Source organism: Sinomonas sp. P10A9 (genome assembly GCF_041022165.1).
GTDB classification, from domain to species: domain Bacteria; phylum Actinomycetota; class Actinomycetes; order Actinomycetales; family Micrococcaceae; genus Sinomonas; species Sinomonas puerhi.
Genome location: NZ_CP163302.1, coordinates 2,299,067 through 2,315,851 on the forward strand (window position 1 = coordinate 2,299,067; position 16,785 = coordinate 2,315,851).

General features: G+C 63.3%; 17 protein-coding genes and 1 pseudogene. 14 read left to right on the forward strand and 4 right to left on the reverse strand.

The annotated features are described in order from the left end of the window. Nucleotide 1 precedes the first annotated feature (1 nt). From AB5L97_RS10415 to AB5L97_RS10430, 4 genes are all read right to left on the reverse strand, one after another. A complete protein-coding gene (locus tag AB5L97_RS10415) occupies nt 2–1,885 on the reverse strand; it encodes a site-specific DNA-methyltransferase (RefSeq protein WP_369044661.1) in 1,884 nt (627 codons plus the stop codon). A 67-nt stretch (nt 1,886–1,952) separates the two neighbouring features. After that, nucleotides 1,953–4,841, reverse strand: coding sequence for an SNF2-related protein (locus tag AB5L97_RS10420; protein ID WP_369047410.1), 2,889 nt, complete (start codon nt 4,839–4,841; stop codon nt 1,953–1,955). 121 nt (nt 4,842–4,962) lie between these two features. After that, nucleotides 4,963–5,079 carry a hypothetical protein gene (locus AB5L97_RS19725; RefSeq protein WP_423246781.1) on the reverse strand — a complete coding sequence of 39 codons (117 nt, stop codon included), beginning with the start codon at nt 5,077–5,079 and terminating at the stop codon, nt 4,963–4,965. A gap of 562 nt (nt 5,080–5,641) precedes the next feature. Next, on the reverse strand, nt 5,642–6,760 hold the full coding sequence (locus AB5L97_RS10430; RefSeq protein ID WP_369044662.1) for a hypothetical protein: 1,119 nt from the start codon (nt 6,758–6,760) through the stop codon (nt 5,642–5,644). A 207-nt stretch (nt 6,761–6,967) separates the two neighbouring features. Between AB5L97_RS10430 and AB5L97_RS10435 the strand changes: the two genes are divergently transcribed. The 14 genes and pseudogenes from AB5L97_RS10435 to AB5L97_RS10500 all read left to right on the forward strand — a co-directional run. Further along, nucleotides 6,968–7,276, forward strand: a complete 309-nt coding sequence (locus AB5L97_RS10435) for a hypothetical protein (protein ID WP_369044663.1) — start codon at nt 6,968–6,970, stop codon at nt 7,274–7,276. A gap of 10 nt (nt 7,277–7,286) precedes the next feature. Continuing rightward, the gene (locus tag AB5L97_RS10440; protein ID WP_369044664.1) at nt 7,287–7,529 is read left to right on the forward strand and encodes a hypothetical protein; all 243 of its coding nucleotides are present in this window, start codon (nt 7,287–7,289) and stop codon (nt 7,527–7,529) included. A gap of 2 nt (nt 7,530–7,531) precedes the next feature. Next, nucleotides 7,532–7,711: a hypothetical protein gene (locus AB5L97_RS10445; RefSeq protein ID WP_369044665.1), complete on the forward strand. Its 180-nt coding sequence runs from the start codon at nt 7,532–7,534 to the stop codon at nt 7,709–7,711. Nucleotides 7,712–7,776: 65 nt separating this feature from the next. After that, nucleotides 7,777–8,304 carry a hypothetical protein gene (locus tag AB5L97_RS10450; protein ID WP_369044666.1) on the forward strand — a complete coding sequence of 176 codons (528 nt, stop codon included), beginning with the start codon at nt 7,777–7,779 and terminating at the stop codon, nt 8,302–8,304. Next, nucleotides 8,301–8,498 (forward strand): hypothetical protein, encoded by a 198-nt coding sequence (locus tag AB5L97_RS10455; protein WP_369044667.1) that lies wholly within the window; start codon nt 8,301–8,303, stop codon nt 8,496–8,498. Before AB5L97_RS10450 ends, AB5L97_RS10455 begins: the two co-directional genes overlap by 4 nt. Nucleotides 8,499–8,670: 172 nt before the next feature. Then, complete coding sequence (locus AB5L97_RS10460) at nt 8,671–8,877, forward strand: hypothetical protein (protein ID WP_369044668.1); 207 nt, start codon at nt 8,671–8,673, stop codon at nt 8,875–8,877. Continuing rightward, nucleotides 8,870–11,047, forward strand: coding sequence for a type IV secretory system conjugative DNA transfer family protein (locus tag AB5L97_RS10465; RefSeq protein WP_369044669.1), 2,178 nt, complete (start codon nt 8,870–8,872; stop codon nt 11,045–11,047). The genes AB5L97_RS10460 and AB5L97_RS10465 overlap by 8 nt, the downstream gene beginning before the upstream one ends. Continuing rightward, nucleotides 11,044–12,018: a replication-relaxation family protein gene (locus AB5L97_RS10470; protein ID WP_369044670.1), complete on the forward strand. Its 975-nt coding sequence runs from the start codon at nt 11,044–11,046 to the stop codon at nt 12,016–12,018. The genes AB5L97_RS10465 and AB5L97_RS10470 overlap by 4 nt, the downstream gene beginning before the upstream one ends. Continuing rightward, nucleotides 12,011–13,003: a DNA-methyltransferase gene (locus tag AB5L97_RS10475; protein ID WP_369044671.1), complete on the forward strand. Its 993-nt coding sequence runs from the start codon at nt 12,011–12,013 to the stop codon at nt 13,001–13,003. Before AB5L97_RS10470 ends, AB5L97_RS10475 begins: the two co-directional genes overlap by 8 nt. 93 nt (nt 13,004–13,096) lie before the next feature. Then, nucleotides 13,097–13,408: a hypothetical protein gene (locus AB5L97_RS10480; protein WP_229229273.1), complete on the forward strand. Its 312-nt coding sequence runs from the start codon at nt 13,097–13,099 to the stop codon at nt 13,406–13,408. A 101-nt stretch (nt 13,409–13,509) separates the two neighbouring features. Continuing rightward, on the forward strand, nt 13,510–14,097 hold the full coding sequence (locus AB5L97_RS10485) for an antirestriction protein ArdA (RefSeq protein ID WP_369044672.1): 588 nt from the start codon (nt 13,510–13,512) through the stop codon (nt 14,095–14,097). A gap of 117 nt (nt 14,098–14,214) precedes the next feature. Then, nucleotides 14,215–14,601, forward strand: a complete 387-nt coding sequence (locus AB5L97_RS10490; protein WP_369044673.1) for a helix-turn-helix domain-containing protein — start codon at nt 14,215–14,217, stop codon at nt 14,599–14,601. Nucleotides 14,602–14,626: 25 nt separating this feature from the next. Beyond that, nucleotides 14,627–15,274, forward strand: a complete 648-nt coding sequence (locus tag AB5L97_RS10495; protein ID WP_369044674.1) for an ImmA/IrrE family metallo-endopeptidase — start codon at nt 14,627–14,629, stop codon at nt 15,272–15,274. 2 nt (nt 15,275–15,276) lie between these two features. Beyond that, nucleotides 15,277–16,302: pseudogene (locus AB5L97_RS10500) on the forward strand (recombinase family protein); the annotation flags it as partial. Between the last annotated feature and the right edge of the window lie 483 nt (nt 16,303–16,785).

The window sequence follows — 16,785 nt, forward strand, 5'->3', positions numbered from 1 at the left end:
CCTAGGCCGTCCAGAGTTCCACGCCGCGCGTCTTGGCTTCTTGTACCAGGTTCGTCTTCAGCTCGTCGTCACCATGGAATGCGTCCTCGAGGACGATGAACTTTGCGAGGTCTTTACTCGCGAGCACAGAGCGGAGCTGCTGCAGGGTTGGCTTGGTGTGCTCGTCGAGGTAGGCAAGTACGAGGCCTTCGCCGACGGACTTGAGCTTGAGGCCATCGATTTCTTTGTCGCCGATCTGCTCCGTTAGGGAGTAGCCCTGCTTGAGAAGGATTTCGGTGAGGAGCGAGTCGGGCGTGGCGTCGTCATCGGCGCTGTCGCGGAGGTCGAAGAGGTGCTGCTCCAGCTTGCTGAGGTCTGTGTCACTCGCTACGCGCCACTTCGAGAAGTTGGTGTCTGTGAGTGCGTAGGCTCGAAAGCCGATATCGAGCTGCCCCTGCTCGATATCGAGCTGCGTATCGGGCTCACCTGCAATTGCCGCCCCGGCTAGATCGATGCGCCTACGGGAGATGTCCGCAACGGTGCCGTATCCGAGTTCGCGTGCCTTCGATTTCTCGGGTGTGGGTTCGGGAAGCTGGACCATGATGAAGCGACGCCGACCACCATCATCGGCGTTCATCTGCATTACGGCATGGGCCGTTGTCGCACTTCCAGCGAAGAAGTCGAGCACAATATCATCGTTAGTGACCGATCCTAGTTGCAGGATGTACTTGATGAGCTTCACTGGCTTAGGCGTATCGAATACATCTTCGGGCATCAGCTTCATCAGTTCGTACTTGGCCTGCCTGTTGTGGCCCGTTCGCTCAAGGTCGATCCACAGACTCGAAGGAGGAAGCCCCTCCATATCCGCAAGATAGGTACGACGACGAATTCCCCGACCGTCGGCGGTAAACCGAATCTCGCCGGATGCGAGCTTCGCATCCATCGCTTCCCGCGACCATCGCCAGCCGTTCTTCGGTGGCTTGATCTCGATTCCCTGTGGTGACGTCAATGAGTAGACGAGGTTTTCTCGATAGTTAGGAGAGTTGAGTGGATTCCCGTCGAAGTATGGGCCACGCGGATCGTTGTCGGGGTTCCTAAAATGGCTCCGCTTACTGTCGTCGGAAATGCGAGCCGGATACCAGTCGGCGCTCCGCGCGTACACGAGCGTGTGGTTGTGATCGAGGGAGAATCGTTTGGCATCGTTGTTGCTGTTGTCCTTCGACCGCCAGACGGCGTCAGCAATAAAGTTAGCCTCGCCGAACACTTCATCGCACAGACGTCTGAGATGCGCAGATTCGTTGTCGTCGATCGAGATGAAGATCGCTCCATCATCGGCGAGCAGGTTCCTCGCTAGTTTCAGGCGCGGGTACATCATGTTGAGCCAGTTCGAGTGGTAACGCCCTTCGGACTCGCTATTGGTCGAGACCTGCTTTCCTTCGTCGTTGACCTGGCGAGTCCACTCCAGGTAGGTCTCTAGACCTTCTTTGTAGTTGTCCGGGTAGACGAAATCCTTGCCTGTGTTGTATGGCGGATCGATATAGATCATCTTGATCTTGCCGTGGTAGTGCTTCTGCAGGATCTTGAGCACTTCGAGGTTGTCGCCCTCGATGAACACGTTCTTAGTCGTATCCCAGTCTTTACTTTTCTCATAGTCCGGCTTTAACGTCGCCGTAGTAGGCTCTTGGGCCGCACGAAGGGCACGCTTCTTGCCGGCCCAAAAAAGACCGAATCGTTCGCGGTCGTCCCCGGCGTCCTCACCAAGGAGTTCCTTGAGCTTCTCGACGTCGATCTTGCCGTCTGCGATCGCCTCAGGGATCAGTTCCGAGAGCTGGGCAGCGAGCTCCGTCTTGAAGTCGGGCGTGCCGCTTGGCGTTCCGTAAATGTCCTGTAGTTCGTCGATGGTCATTGCTTAGTTCCTCGGGTGGTCCCAGTTTGATTGATAGTCGGTGTGATTGCAGCGGTGGAGGTGTTCATCAGGGAACTACCTTCCAGCGGATGCTGAACAGATGCTCGACGGTCTGTGTGCCCTTGAGTGCCTGCTCGATCAGCTCTAGGTAGCGGTCGGCTTCCTCGCGCATCTTCTTCCGCGCGACGCGCGCATCCTCGTCCTCTTCTTCGGCTCGCTCGGCCCACTTGCGAGCGTCCTTCTTGTACTTGAGCTGCTGCATCGGATCGTCTGTGCCGCGTGAGTTCTTGCGGGCTTCCTTTTCCTTAGCCTTGTACTCACGAATCTTCGCCTCGGACTCGGCCCGGCGGTCCTGCTGGTTGCGATACAGCAGCTCCTCTTGCTGATCGTAGTAACGGGAGTTGCGGCCCTGGACCTCTCGCTCGAGCTGCGCCCGGCGTTCGGCGAGCTGCAGCTCGAACCTAGCTTCGTTCACGCTCACTGGAGCGTCTTCTTGCACGCATGCGAGGTCGAGCAGATCGGCGACGTACTCGTGGTCGAGCCACTTGCCGTCATCCGTCAAGCTACCAGCGAGCATGTACGACTCGCTGATGTCATCGTTCTTGGCCTTCATGCTGAAGGTCACGAGCTTGACGGTGAGCTCCCCGGACTTCCCGGCGAGTTCCTTGACGGCACTGCTGGCGCGCTCGGACTGGCTAAGGCTGAACGTGAGTTCGCTAGCAGGGGTATTGGCCGACTTCGCCGACTCAACAACGTGCCCAGCGAGCGGGCCGGAGAACCGGTATTGATGAGCGTTGTCCAGCGGCTCAGACTTGAAGTAGTAGCGACCGGTTAGAGCTTCCTTGACGGGTGAGTCACGAAGAACGAAGTTTCGTCCATCTCCCTCGAACTCCGCGTGATCGGCAAGCTGGCGTCTTGTGATCGCGAGCAGGAGTCGCTCGAACTTGTTGAGGACTTCGCCCGACTGCGCGTCATAGGACTTCAGCCGGTCCTGAACGTTGGGGTCGAGGTTGTCGAAGACCTTCGCCTTGGCCGCTGCCATCTCGGAGCTGATCTCAGTGGCGTACTGCTCCTCGAGTTCCTTGAACGCGCGGTCAATGTCCGCATCGCTACGTGAGTCGTTGAGGATGCGGTTGATGGTCTTCTCAAAGTCGAAGCCATCCTCGATGGAGCCGAGCACCTCGTCACTGGCTCCGAAGACGCCCTTGAAGAGGTGGAACTTATTGGCGAGGAGCTCGAGGATCCGGGCCTCGGCGGCGTTGCCCTTGTTGGCGAAGTTGGCCACGACGACGTCGAACTTCTGCCCGAAGCGGTGCACGCGGCCAATGCGCTGCTCAACCCGCTGGGGATTCCATGGGAGATCGTAGTTAACGAGCATCGAGCAGAACTGAAGATTAATACCTTCGGCGGCTGCTTCCGTGGCGATCATGATCGTCCCCTGATCGCGGAAGTAGTCGACGAGGGCCTTGCGGCGATCGGCAGAAGCGATACCAGTAATGACGTCGCCGTCTTTATTGGCTTCGAGCCAGTCGCGGTAGATCTCGCTGGCCGCTGGGGAGTTGTTGGTGCCATTGAAGAGCACGAGACCGTCGCCACGGCCACCCTCGGTGAGGGTGCGGGCGATGTATTCCTGCGTCTTAGTCGAGTCGGTGAAGATGATGGCCTTCTGCGGAGCGCCGAGTTCCTTCAGACGCTCGAAGCCCTTGTCCACGGCTTCGCCGAGCTTCACGGCTTTCTGATTGACGGTGATCGATCGAGCTAGCGCCGCGTAGCTACGAAGTTCATCGACTTCGGCGCGCATGGCCTCGAGGGTCTTCTTGTCGGCCTTCGGGCCCGCATCTGGACCAAGCTCGGGCTCAGCCTTGGTCTCCTCTAGAGACTCGACTTCCTCCTCGGTCAGGTCTTCGTCCTCAAAGTCCGCAAGGACGAGACCACCTCGGCTATCGCGACGAACACCGGCTCCAACCTCAGCTTCGAGGCGGTCGGCGATGCGCTCCAGTGTGCTGGAGACCGCGTAGGTGCTTGAACCAAGTCGTTTGCGCAGAATCAAGCCGGTCAGGTGGCGCTGGGAGTTGGAGAACGCGTGCAAATTGTCGCGCTGCAAGTACTCGCTGACCTTGTCGTAAAGCTCGATCTCAGCCGGGCTCGGCATGAACTCAACGGTCAGCGGCATGCGCTTGGTGAAGTGGATGTACTTCTCGGCATCGCGACGCAAGGTTCGCTTGCTGATGCCAGCGACGCGCTCGACGAGGTCGTCGTTGTCGCCCACTCCCTTGGCCTTGACATACCGCTCACGGAACGCGTCGAGCGAGTAGAAGTAGTCGGGGTCGAATACGCTCACCAGGCCGTACAGCTCCTCGAGGCGGTTCTGTAGTGGTGTGGCCGTCAAGAGGATCGTCTTACCGGCTTCGCGGACGATATGACTAATCGATTCCGGTGCCTTATTACGCCCAGTGTAGAAATTGCGCAGCCGATGGGCTTCGTCGCAGATCACCAGGTCCCATTCACGGAGGAGGCTGGCCTCGTGCCGCAGTGCGAACTCGTAGGAGCAAATGAGCACCTCTGCATCCTGGCGGGCAGTGCGGGCCAACTGTTCGTCTTTAAGCTTCGGGTCGAGCAGCTGGCTGGGGATGAGAAACTTCTCGATCAGCTCCTGCTGCCACTGCTGGCGAAGGCTGGAAGGCGCGATAATCAAGATCCGACGCTTGCGCTCGGCCCAGTACTGGGAGATGACGATACCAGCCTCGATCGTCTTACCCAGGCCCACCTCGTCGGCGAGGATTACGCCATTCAAGTAAGGGGTCTGGAGAGCGAAGAGAGCCGCATCGATCTGATGCGGCTTGGGCTCAACTTGAGCGTCAAAAAGAAGGCCAGCTAATTTGCCGACATGGTCGTTCGCGTAGGAACGCTGCAACTCATAGGCATAGTATTTCGCCTGATACGCATTTGGCACCATCTGCACCAAGTTTACCACCATAGAATCAGAATTTCGATTAGTGTTATGTCGAAAGAGGTACCCACCGCTGACGTTCACTCCGCTCCTCGCCAGCCAGCCGCAGAAACTGAGCGGTGCGAAATTAGGCGTTGCCGCTTGCCGCCACCTCCAGATCGCTGAGATACGTGGTGAGGTTCTTGGAGGCAAAGCGCCAGAACAGGATGCCCAGCACGTAGCTCTCGAAGTCCCAGCCGTCCACGCTGCCGCGCAGGTCGTTCGCGATCCGCCAGACCGGTCCTGCGTAGCTCCGCGCGCTGCGCTTCCTTGGTGGCGTCGGCCATGGTCGTGTCTGTACTCCTTGCGCCTGAGCGCGCTTACGTTCTATCCCCCTGGGCTGTCCTCTCAACCTAGCAGCGTGCACCGACAGTGCTCGGCAGCGCCGCGTTCAGCACAGTCAAATACGCCACAGCCCGGGAGCGGAACTCAGACCGGGCACGGTGGCTTCTAGTCTGCTTATAACCTGATTTACGATTTCGGCAAATCATGATCGCAGTTGTACTGAAATTGACAAGCTTCAACCAACATGAATAATCAATCAATCGCAGACCGACCCTGCTATCCAACAGCGGAAGTATCGGTTTCTAGCCCTAATAGAAACGAGGCCGGGCGTCTCAGGGGTGGTCGCCGTCACCTTCGGAACCTTCACCGTCCGTGTCGCCGTCGGTATCCCCCGATCCACCGCGAAGAAGTGCCCGGATGGCAAGGTTGCCTCGGATAAGTTCCATGGGTCGCTCCTACGTGCTCGGTCCGGGCGCCTGCGGTCAGTGTAGGTTCTCAGGCCAGTTCCAAACAATCCCACATGCACGGCCCAGCGTGACGCCTTCCCACACCGCCTGTACACGGTCTTGAGTCGGCGTGAGAGCTTCGCCCCGAGCCTCAACTTCGATGATGTTCTGAGGCGCAACGTTGTCGACACGCCAGATGTTGCTTGGGACTAGCGGTGGACTGAAGCGCACGCTGATTGAGAGTTTCCCGATTGGTACGGCAGGCGTCAACTGCACGCGATGGACGATGCCCGGTCCCCACTGGTCCCGCTTGGTGAGTTGGTGGGTAAGCAGCCAACCGATCTCGAGTGTTTTTCCGCGCTGGAGAGGTGGGAAGGATATGACAATGTCATAGCGGTATCCAGGGGCGCCGTTCTCCTCGTATGGTCGCAGGTTCTGTATAGTGAGTCGGCCTTGCCCGACGTTTCGAGCTTCCGGCATCGACCCACCTGGGACGCGATCGCTGTATGTCTGACGGAACTCTGTGATCGCAGGTGCAATTGACCGAATGGTGCGCCTGCGGATGACTGTGCGAACCTGACCCTCGACGCTGGCTGGGTAGAGATAGTCATCCTGCGCATCGACAATCTCGTAGGCCCACGGTGCTTTGGATCCAACTATGTCGACCGAAGGCTGCTGACTCGTGAGCAACTCCATGATGATGTCAGCAACGGTTGCGATCACTTCCTCGCGTTCGACCCGTCTAACATCTTGGTATCTGTCTCTGAACTGATCAATGCCCTCAAGCGCCTTCCTTCCGGCGGGAACGTACACACGGTAGGTGCGCGCAAACGCCACTCGGCGTTCATCCGAGGTGAGGAACCGTGCCTCACCAAGCCCCAGCAACAACGTGGCACGGAGCTTGAGGAGCTCTGACGATCCCAAGATCAAGGTGGCGGCGCGGCCATTGCAGAGCGCAAGGACATATGGCGAGATGTCTCTTTGACTCCGTGCGTTGACAGCGTCCTCCACGCCCTTGCTATCGAGTCGACGGCCGTTGCCCAAATCGACTACTTTCACGAGTCCATTCGTTCGGTACAGGCCATTTCGAGTGCTGGCTCCAAGGAATTCGATAATTCGCGCCCGCAGCTCGTCTTCATCGTGAACGCCGCCCATATGCCTCCTTTGCCGTGGATTATGCGGCTCGCCCGTTCATCAGTCAAGGCCTTCGCAATAGGTCGCAGTTGCTCGCTGCCGCCCAGCACGAGGCCGCAGTCGCGCACCAGTAGCTCGGTATTCCTGCCGGGCCCTCCAGGTTCAGCCTTAGGTGTAGGAACCGCGAACGGCGGGCCTCCCATCACCGCAAACGAAAGGCAATTCGCCATGTCCGATCTCATCCCCCGATCCAACGGGAAGCTCACGCCCTTCAGTACTCCCGAGGGCTTCACGCGTTCGGAGGGCAAGTCCCTCCAACGACGCCAGAACGCTGAGGTAGCCAATGGACTTGTCACGGGCGCCCGCGTCCAGGCGGCCGGCTACGTTGCAGCGACCGGCATGCACCTCACTGCAATGCTCAGCCGCGAGGCCGAGTTCCAGTCCAACGGCGACCCGCGCGCCGCCGAGCGGCTGAACTTCATCGCCGATTCCTTCGCCGAGTACGCGGCGTGGGAAGTCCGTCGATTCCAGCGGTAGGGGAAACGTGATGCGCCACCTTTTTAGCACCCCGTTCCGCTCCGAGCCCGAGCCGGTCATATTCGACCACGAGGAGGTCGCGCGGGCGTTCATCGGCCGCCTGACCGGCCTCGTCGATGAGCTCGACCACGCCGCCACCGTGCTCAGGGCCGATGCCCCGGCGACCGCTCGACATATGGCCCTGGTCTCGCAGCAGATGGCCGCTCTGGCGCTCACTGCGCTGGAAACCTGGCCCACGACCCATCGCCCGTAGCCATGGCAACCCTTGCCGCCCTGATCGTCGCGGCCGCCGTGGTCCTTGCAGTCACGTGCCTCGGCAACGCTGTGGCCGTCCACCTCGGCCGGTTGCGTGCCCGCCGCGACGCCGAGACCGCCGTCACTCGGCTCAACGGCCGCTATCAGGACGCCGTGCGCGAGATGCGCCGCCGCCGGTAGCCGCCCCCGGAGGACTTCTCCGGACCTCCTTTTCAAACCATGCCTCCAGAGAGGGGATATTCGTCATGCCCGAAAACTTCACACCGACCGATCTGACCGCCGCACAGAAGCGCCTGAGCGACTGGGCCATGGAACAGGCCAACCGCACCGAGCAGCGGCTCCTCTTCGGCTGGGCCCCGGCCCACGACGCGCCGAACCGCTACAAGGACCTGTGCGAGGCGTTCTGGCTCTCGCACAAGGAGGGCAGACCGCTGCCGGTCTCCGACGAGAACACCAGTAGCGTCGTGTTCGGCTCCCCCGATGCCAACATGGCCTACCGCTACCTCCACGACGTCGGTCACGTCGAGATGGGCCTGAGCTTCTCAAGTCCTGACGAGTACGACTTGGCCCGCTGGCAGATGCGCCGCTTCGAACGCGCCGGATTCAGCCGGGACGACCTCGAATGGCACCTGCTGCAGGCCGACGCCCTCGGCCAGGTCGTCTACTACGCCCTGACCAAGCAGTACGTCCTCGACCAGCTCCAGTTCGCCCTGGACTGCATCCGCCACGGACTGCCGACAGGGCTCCACTTGGAGATGGAGCGCCACCGGTGAACGGGAACGACCCGAAGTCCTGGTTCGACCGCACCATCGGGGCGTGTATGTCTATCCTGCTCGCCGCCGTCGCACTGTACTGCGCGACACAGGTGCTCCAGGCCATCCTGCCGTTCCTCGTGATCGCGGCGGGCGTCGTCACGCTCATCTGGGTCGCCTGGGCGCTCATGCGCTACCTGCGCGGCCGTTACTGAAATACCGCCGCCCCTACCGGGCAAGCACGGCCTACCTGCCGGTGTTGTGGTTTGAACAAACTCACTTGAACGTTCAACTCATTGAACGCATAGTAGAGCGCAGACACCGTTCAACACATTGAACGACCACGTCGACCAAGCCACAGCACCGGCAGAAAGGAGGGAACACACCATGACCAAGAACAACCGCAGGCGCCACATCCAGCCACGGGAAGAGCGGAGGATCATCATCGAAGGCGTCCAGCGCGACCGCCCGGACCTGCGCAAACTCAGCCGCGCCGTCATCGCCCTAGCGCAAGCCGAAGCCGAGCGCGAGGCCCAGGCACAGCACGAGACCGAACGCCCCAAGCGGCCACGGGAGGGCAGCAACCGTGAGTAGCCGCGACGACCACCTCAGCCGCCTCGTCTGGCAGCGCATCTACTGGCCCCAACCGCTCGACGACGCCCTGACCGTCGGACTGCTGCGCTCCTGGGCGGCCCAGATCCACGCCCCGCTCATCGTCCTGGAGGCCCGCGCCGACCGCACCGGCGTGCGGTACCTCGCCGGCACACAGCGCCGCCACGCCGCCGCCGTCCGCCGCGACATCGAGCAACTCGTCCACGACGCGCTCGTCGTCGAAGCCGACGACGAGCGGCTCCCGGCCGCCTCGGCGGGGAGGGTGGCCTTCTCCCCCGCAGCCCAGCCCCTCCAGGCCCACGAGGCAGATAGCTCGACCCGGACCATCCTCGCCGCCCTGACCGCCCTGAAGGGCACAGAGCGGATGATCGTCCAGGTCGTCCTCGGCCCACGCATCGCCCCGCGACTGACTCCGACGGAGCAGCCGAAGCTAGACCAGGGCCTCACGTCGATCCTGGTCGGCGGCGTCCAGCCAGAAGGGCGGGCAGGGGTACGCCGCAGCGTGGAGGTTAAACGGGCCGAACCCGGCTTCGCCGCCGTCGTCCGCCTCGGCGTGCACGCCGCCGACGACGCCCGCGCCCTGAGCCTCATCCGCGGCGTCGTGAACGCCTTCCGCTCCCTCGGCGCCCCCGGCATGCGCTTCACCTTCCGACCCGAACGCCCGGACCGGCTCAACCAACCCACAAACACCTGGCCGCTGCTCACCCCGACCGGACAGCACCTGACCGTGACCGAAGTCGGGCGCCTCAGCGCCTGGCCGACCACCACCGCCGAGGCGACCTACCCGGGTCAGCCGCCAGCCCACCCACGCCCGATCCGCCCGTCCTTCACTGCCACAGCCCAGGACCGGATCATCGCCGAATCAACCGCGCCAGGCACCGAACACATCCCGCTCGGCATCTCCGCAGCCGACAGCACCCGCCACGTCTGGACCATGGGACCCACCGGAGTGGGCAAGTCCTCGCTGCTACTGCACCTGCTTATAGGTGACATGGAAGCGGGCAGGGGCATCGTCGTCGTCGAGCCCAAGGACCTCATCCGCGACCTTCTGAGCCATATCCCGGCGAGGCGCATCAAGGACGTCGTCCTGGTCGACCCGCTCGACGAGGCCCCCGTGGGCATCAACCCGCTCGACCGCCACGGACGCTCCTTCGAGCTCGTCGCCGATCAGCTCTTCGGCACTTTCCGCGCCCTCTACGGTGACCAGCTCGGCCCGCGCAGCAGTGACATCCTCCGGCACGCCCTCACCGCACTGGCACACACGGACGGGGCAAGCCTGGCCCAACTGCCGCTGCTCCTCGGCAACCGCGCCTTCCGCACCCGGATCGTCCAGCCCATCGCCTCGGCCGACCCGATCTCGGCCGGTCCGTTCTGGCACTGGTTCGACCAGCTCTCCCCCGACGCTGCGGCCCAGGTCGTCGCACCCCTAATGAACAAGGTCCGCCCTCTGCTCGACAAGCACCTGCGCCGCGTCCTGGCCCAGCCCGCCCCGCGCTTCAACATCCGTCAAGTGCTCACGGAGAAAAAGATCCTGCTCGTGCCGCTGCAGAAGGGTGTCATCGGGCCCGAGGCTGCACAACTGTTCGGCGCCCTGGTCGTAGGCGAGCTCTGGCAGGCCATCCAAGAGCGCGCCGCCATCCCGCCGCGAAACCGGGACACGATCACGGTCGTGCTCGACGAGGTCCAGGAGTACCTGCGCCTGCCGACGACGGACCTCAGCGAGGCCCTGGCAACCTCACGGAGCCTCGGCGCAGCCTTCCACGTCGCCCACCAGTACCTCGATCAGCTCCCGCTCTCGATGCGGACCGCGTTCGAGGCGAACTGCCGCTCCCGCATCTTCTTCCAGCTCGCAGCCCGCGACGCCAAGGCCGCCGCCGCCATGGCGCCGGGGCTCGAGCCCGAGGACTTCATGGCGCTGCCGGCCCGCCACGTCTACACCCAGCTCGTCCGCCACGGCGCCGTGACCGACTGGGCCTCCGGGCGCACCCTCGACACACCCCCAACCACGAGCGCTCCGGATGCGGTCCGGCGTGCCAGCCGAGCCGGCTACGGCACACCCGCCGCCATGATTGACCAGCAGCTCCGCGCCGCCGCCATCCCGGATTCCGACACTGGTGACGGGATGGGGAAGCGGCGGAGGACCCAGCCATGAGCGACCACGAGACCCTACCGACCGGCTACCCGATCGCGTCGACCCCACCAGCAGCATCTGCGCAGGCCAGGGCGGGAACGGGCGGAACAGTGGCGCCGAATACCGGGCCTGCTCCGCATCCCGGTCCGCACGCAGGGAAGAGGATCAGCGCGAGCCGGCTGCGGGACATCGCTGCCCAGCTCAGCAGCCGCGACCTCGCTGTCCTCGGCTCGGTCGAGCACTACCGGTTCCTCACCGCGGCGCATCTCCAGGCCTTCCACTTCACCGATCACCACACGGTCGAGTCGGCCGCGCGGACCTGCCGCCGCGTCCTCTCCCGGCTGCGCGGCCTGCGGATCCTCGGCGTGCTGGCCCGGCGCATCGGCGGCATCCGCTCGGGCTCCGAAGGGATGGTCTACTACATCGATGCCGTCGGCGACCGCATCCTGCGCCAGCAGCGCCCCGGCCGCACCCGCAGGCGACCCGAGGAGCCCTCGGCACGGTTCGTCGACCACACCCTGGCAATCGCAGACCTCGCCGTCGACTTCCTCCACGAAGCCCACAGGCGCCGCGCCGAAGTCGTCCGCCTCGCCCCCGAGCACGAAGCACGGCGCCGCTACACCGACCTCCTCGGCGCACCTCAGACGCTCAAGCCCGACCTCTACGTCGAGCTCGCCGAGCACCCCGGTGACCCGGACGTCGACGCCTTCTTCGTCGAAGTCGACCTCGGCCACGAGAGCCTGCCCACACTACTGGGCAAATGCGACGCCTACGAGGCATACCGCGCCACCGGGGCAGAGCACCGCACCTACGGCACCTTCCCCCGCATCGTCTGGGCCATGGACGCCACCCGGACCCAGACGGCAGAACGCCGCCGCGACAGCCTCCGCAGGGACATCGACAACAGCCCGAAGTACCCGACCAGCGCCTACACCATCGCCCCGCTCCGCGACACGGCCGCCCGCCTCATGGATGGCTACAGCCATGACTGAGCCGCTCAACCGCATCCTCGTAGGCGACGCCCTCGCCACACTCCAGCGCCTCGCGCCCGGCAGCGTGGACATGTGCCTGACCAGCCCACCGTACTTCCGGCTCCGCGACTACGACGACGCGGGCCAGCTCGGCCTCGAACCGCACGTCGACGACTGGGCCACGGCAGTGCGCGACATCGCCAGGGAAGTCCACCGAGTGCTCGTCCCGACCGGCACACTCTGGCTCAACCTCGGCGACACCTACGCAATGCACCCCAGGCAGGGCGCGCCCGCCAAAGGCCTGCTCCTCGCCCCCGAACGCGTCGCCCGACTCCTGCAGGAAGACGGCTGGATCCTCCGCAACAAGATCGTCTGGGCCAAACCGAACCCCATGCCCTCCAGCGTCCGCGACCGGCTCACCGCCGCCCACGAGGTCATCTACCTCTTCGCCAAACAGTCCCACTACCACTTCGACCTCAGCGCCATCCGCGCCCCGCACACCAGCCCCACCAGCAAGCGCCGCCGCGCTGCGAGCCGCCACCCGCCGCGACGTCAGGACTGGCGTGGCCCGAACGCGAACCGCACCAACGGCCTCAGCGCCCTCCAGCGCGAGGGCAGGGCAGGGCATCCACTCGGCAAGAACCCCGGCGACGTCTGGACGATCCCGACCGCCCCAGGCACCGGCAGCCACCACGCCGCCTTCCCGCGCGCACTGGCAGAGCGCTGCATCCTGGCGGGAGCCCCGGCCGCCCGCTGCCGCACCTGCCATGCGCCCTGGACCAGCCCCGTCAGACGGCTCGGGCACTCCGCAGTCCGCCTCGCCCTCCAACCTCAATGCACTCACACAGGTATCCCGGAACCCGGCGTCGTGCTCGACCCCTTCATCGGCAGCGGCACTACAGCCGTCGTCGCCGAAGGCCTGGACCGAAACTGGATCGGCATCGAGCTGAACCCGATCTATGCCAGGGAAGCCACTCAGCGCATCCACGGTACCCGCGCCGCCTGAGAGCAGAGAGCAGGGCAGCTCGTCGGTGCACTGCGGCCGGTGACCAGGGCTCCATCCCGGAGCCCCGCCAGCCGCACACACCGAGGAGTTGTCATGACGACCCCCGCAGGCGGAACCGACCGCCACAACCCGGCAGGAGTGAAGACTCTCGCCATCCGGCTCGAACCGGACGTCCACACGCAGCTGACGCTCATCGCCCAGCTGCGCGGCAGCACCATCACCGACGAGATCAGGAAGGCCTTGGCGGCGCACATCGCGAGCGTCAAGGACAGCACTGATCTGGCCTCCCAGGCCGAATCCGCCATGGCGGAGATCGAACGTGAAGCCGCCGCCCGCCGCGAGGCCATCGCCACCCTGTTCGGCACCGAACAGGCCACCGAGAAGCCCCGCGCTCGAGGACGCTGACCGAGCCACAGCCCGGCAGGCGACAGCGAGCAGGCCCACAAGGCCAGCCACTGTCCCTGCCGGGCCTACTCACAACAAAGCCATCTGGAAGGAGGAACCCTATGAACCACGAAATGACCCCCAACAGCACCCCAGAGCGCGAACACGATCCGGACACAACACCGGCCATCTACGTCGCCTCGCTCGCCGACTACGTCAACGGCCGGCTCCACGGCACCTGGATCGACGCCACCATCGGCGCCGACGCGATCCACCGCGAGATCGAGGCCATGCTGGCCACCTCGAAGGAGCCCGCCCCTGAAGAATGGGCCATCCACGACTACGAGAACTTCGGCCCGCTCCGACTGGGCGAGTACGACAGCATCGAACGCGTCGCCGCCATCGCCGAGCACATCAAGGAGAAGGGGCCCGCCTTCGCCGCCTGGCTCGACTACACCGGCCTCGACCAGGAGGACTGGACCTACTTCGACGACGCCTACCTCGGCGAGTACGAGACCCTCGACGTCTACACCGAGCAGCTCATCGACGACCTCGGCTACGCCCGCATCCTCGACGAATCCCTCCCCGAATCGATCCGCTCGTACGTCAAGATCGACGGCCACGCCATGGCTCAGGATCTCGAAGCCAGCGGCGACGTCTTCACCGTTGAATCCGACAGTGGCGTCTACGTATTCTCAAGCCGCTACTGACCCGGAATTCCGCGCCGAATTTCGCTCCTCCGCGAACCGGTTTTCCGTTGTAGAATTCGCTTAAATCGTTGAATGAATTGAACGACCGGCCCATAATCATGAGTGGAGAATAACGAAATGCAAGAAGAATACGACGTACAAGGACTGGCAGACGCCATCCGCAGCCAACGCGAGAAGCTCGGCCTCTCAGCCAGCGAGGTCGCCCGCCAAGCGGGCGTGGCCAAGGGCACCATCACCCGGCTCGAGCTAGGACAGATCAGCAACCCGCGCATGGACAACCTCCGCGCCATCGCGGACGTCCTGGACATCCCGCTGACCGAGCTGCTCGCCGAGTCGAGCCTCCTACGGGACTCCGACCTGCCAGCCCTGGCACCGTACCTCCGCACGAAATTCAAGGACATGCCCGAAGGCGCACTCAAAGAAATCGACGACCACTTCAAAGAGGTCGCCAAACGCCACGGCATCCATCTCAACAATGGTCCCGCCCCCGGCGAGGACGAATAACCCCAAGATTAGGAAGGAGACAGCCATGACAATACAAGCAGCATCAAACTCAACCGAGCGTAGCGTCCTGGCCAGCCTCCGCGCGCTCATCCCTCACCGCACCGTCACAAGCCAGAGCGAGGCCCTACGCGTCGCCGAACACCAGGCAACCCGTCTCCTCGAGCTCCACCGCATCGATGACGGCCCCATCCCAACAGAACTGATCCCAGGACTGCCCAAGATCGAAATCGAACTCGTCGACGCACCCATCTCCGGCGCGAGCTTCTGGAACGGCAACGCATGGATCATCGAGCTCAACAAGCACGAGAACTACCGGCGCCAGCGCTTCACCCTTGCCCACGAGTACAAGCACATCGTCGACCACAACCGCGCCGACACCCTCTACCTGGGAACACGCGATGCGACGCCGCAACAGCAGGCCGAACAGGCCGCCGACTACTTCGCCGGTTGCCTCCTCGTGCCCAAGAAGCTCCTCAAGCGCGCCTACTACAGCGGCATCCAGCGCACCCGCGACCTCGCCGACCTCTTCCAGGTCTCTGAGGCTGCCATGGCCGTCCGCCTCCGCCAGACGGGCATCATCGAACCTGCCTCACGGTGCACCCCCGCCAGCACCCCCTTCAGCCGTACATGGCAGTACCGCTTCAACCGCACCGCCCGCCCACAAGGAGTGTGACCATGACTATCGAGGAACTCGACCAGCTCAAGCCCCGGAAATCCGTGCTCTACCTGCGCGTGTCCAGCAAGCGGCAGACGGAGACCGCCATCGACATCGACAAGGACGGCAACTCCATCGCCACCCAGCGGGACGTCTGCGAACAAAAGGCTGGCGCCTTGGGTGCCGAGATCCTTCGGGAGTTCGTCGAGCCAGGTGTCTCCGCCCAGACCATCGAGAAGCGACCTGTGTTCAAGGAGATGATGAGCTTCCTATCGGAACACCCCGACGTGGACTATGTCATCGTCTACGCCCGCTCGCGCGCCTTCCGCAATTTCGTCGATGCTGCCATCACCAAACGACACCTCGACAAGCTCGGCGTCCGGCTGCTATCCGCTCGTGAAGACTTCGGCGAAGGCACCTACGCCGAAGCCATGGAAGCCGTCACCGACATCATGAACCAAGTCCAGAACCAGCTCAGCGGCGAGGACATCCGCATCAAGATGCGTAACAAGGCCATCAACGGCGGCACGATCGGCAGAGCCAAGCTGGGGTATTTGAATGTCCGCAAGGACATCGACGGTCGCCAGGTCAACACAGTCGAGCTCGACGCGCAACGCGCTCCTTTGATTCTCAAGGCGTGGGAGCTGTACGCCACCGGAGACTACACGCTTGAGCGGCTCGAAGCCGCCACGGCTGATCTGGGTCTCACATCACGCGCGACAGCACGCGCTTCTGAAAGGCCCATCACGCTCAGCAAGCTTCATCAGATGCTCAAGGACCCTTACTACTGCGGCTACGTCACGTACAAGGGCGATGTCTACCCGGGACGTCACGAGCCGATCGTCGGGCAGGAGCTATTCGAACAGGTCCAGGAAGTGATGGATCGTCGCAGCCGTCGCGGGCAACGGGATCGCGTCCATCACCACTTCGCGAAGGGCATGCTCTTCTGTCGGCGTTGCCATGACGCGGGTAGGACCAGTCGCATGATTTTCACCGAGGCTGTCGGCCGCGGCGGCACATATCACTATTACGTGTGTCGGGGGCGAAAAGAAGGCATCTGCACTCTGCCGTATCTGCCGGTCGACCGAATCGAAGACGCACTGGAATGGCACTACGAGACGCTCGATCTGCCGACAAGCTTCGTGGCAGATGTCCGAGCGCGTATCGATCAGGCACTCGCCGACGAGCAAGGCAGTATGCGCGATATCCACGCCAATGTCAGTCGCCAGATCAAGGAGCTTGAAGTCAAAGAGGAACGCCTCATCGATCTGGCCGCCGACGGCACGCTGCCGCAACAGAAGATCCGCGCGAAGCTCCACGAGATCCACGTCGAGAAGCGCAAGGCGCAGGACGCTATGGCGAACGTCACGGCAGAACTGACTGTCGGCGGCGAGCTTCTCAGGAAGGCGATCGGACTTGTCGAGAATCCAGCCGCGCTCTACCGCTCGGCCACGGATGCCACCCGCCGGCTGATGAACCAATCCTTCTTCGAGAAGATCTATGTCGACCAGGTAGGGGACGTCACAACC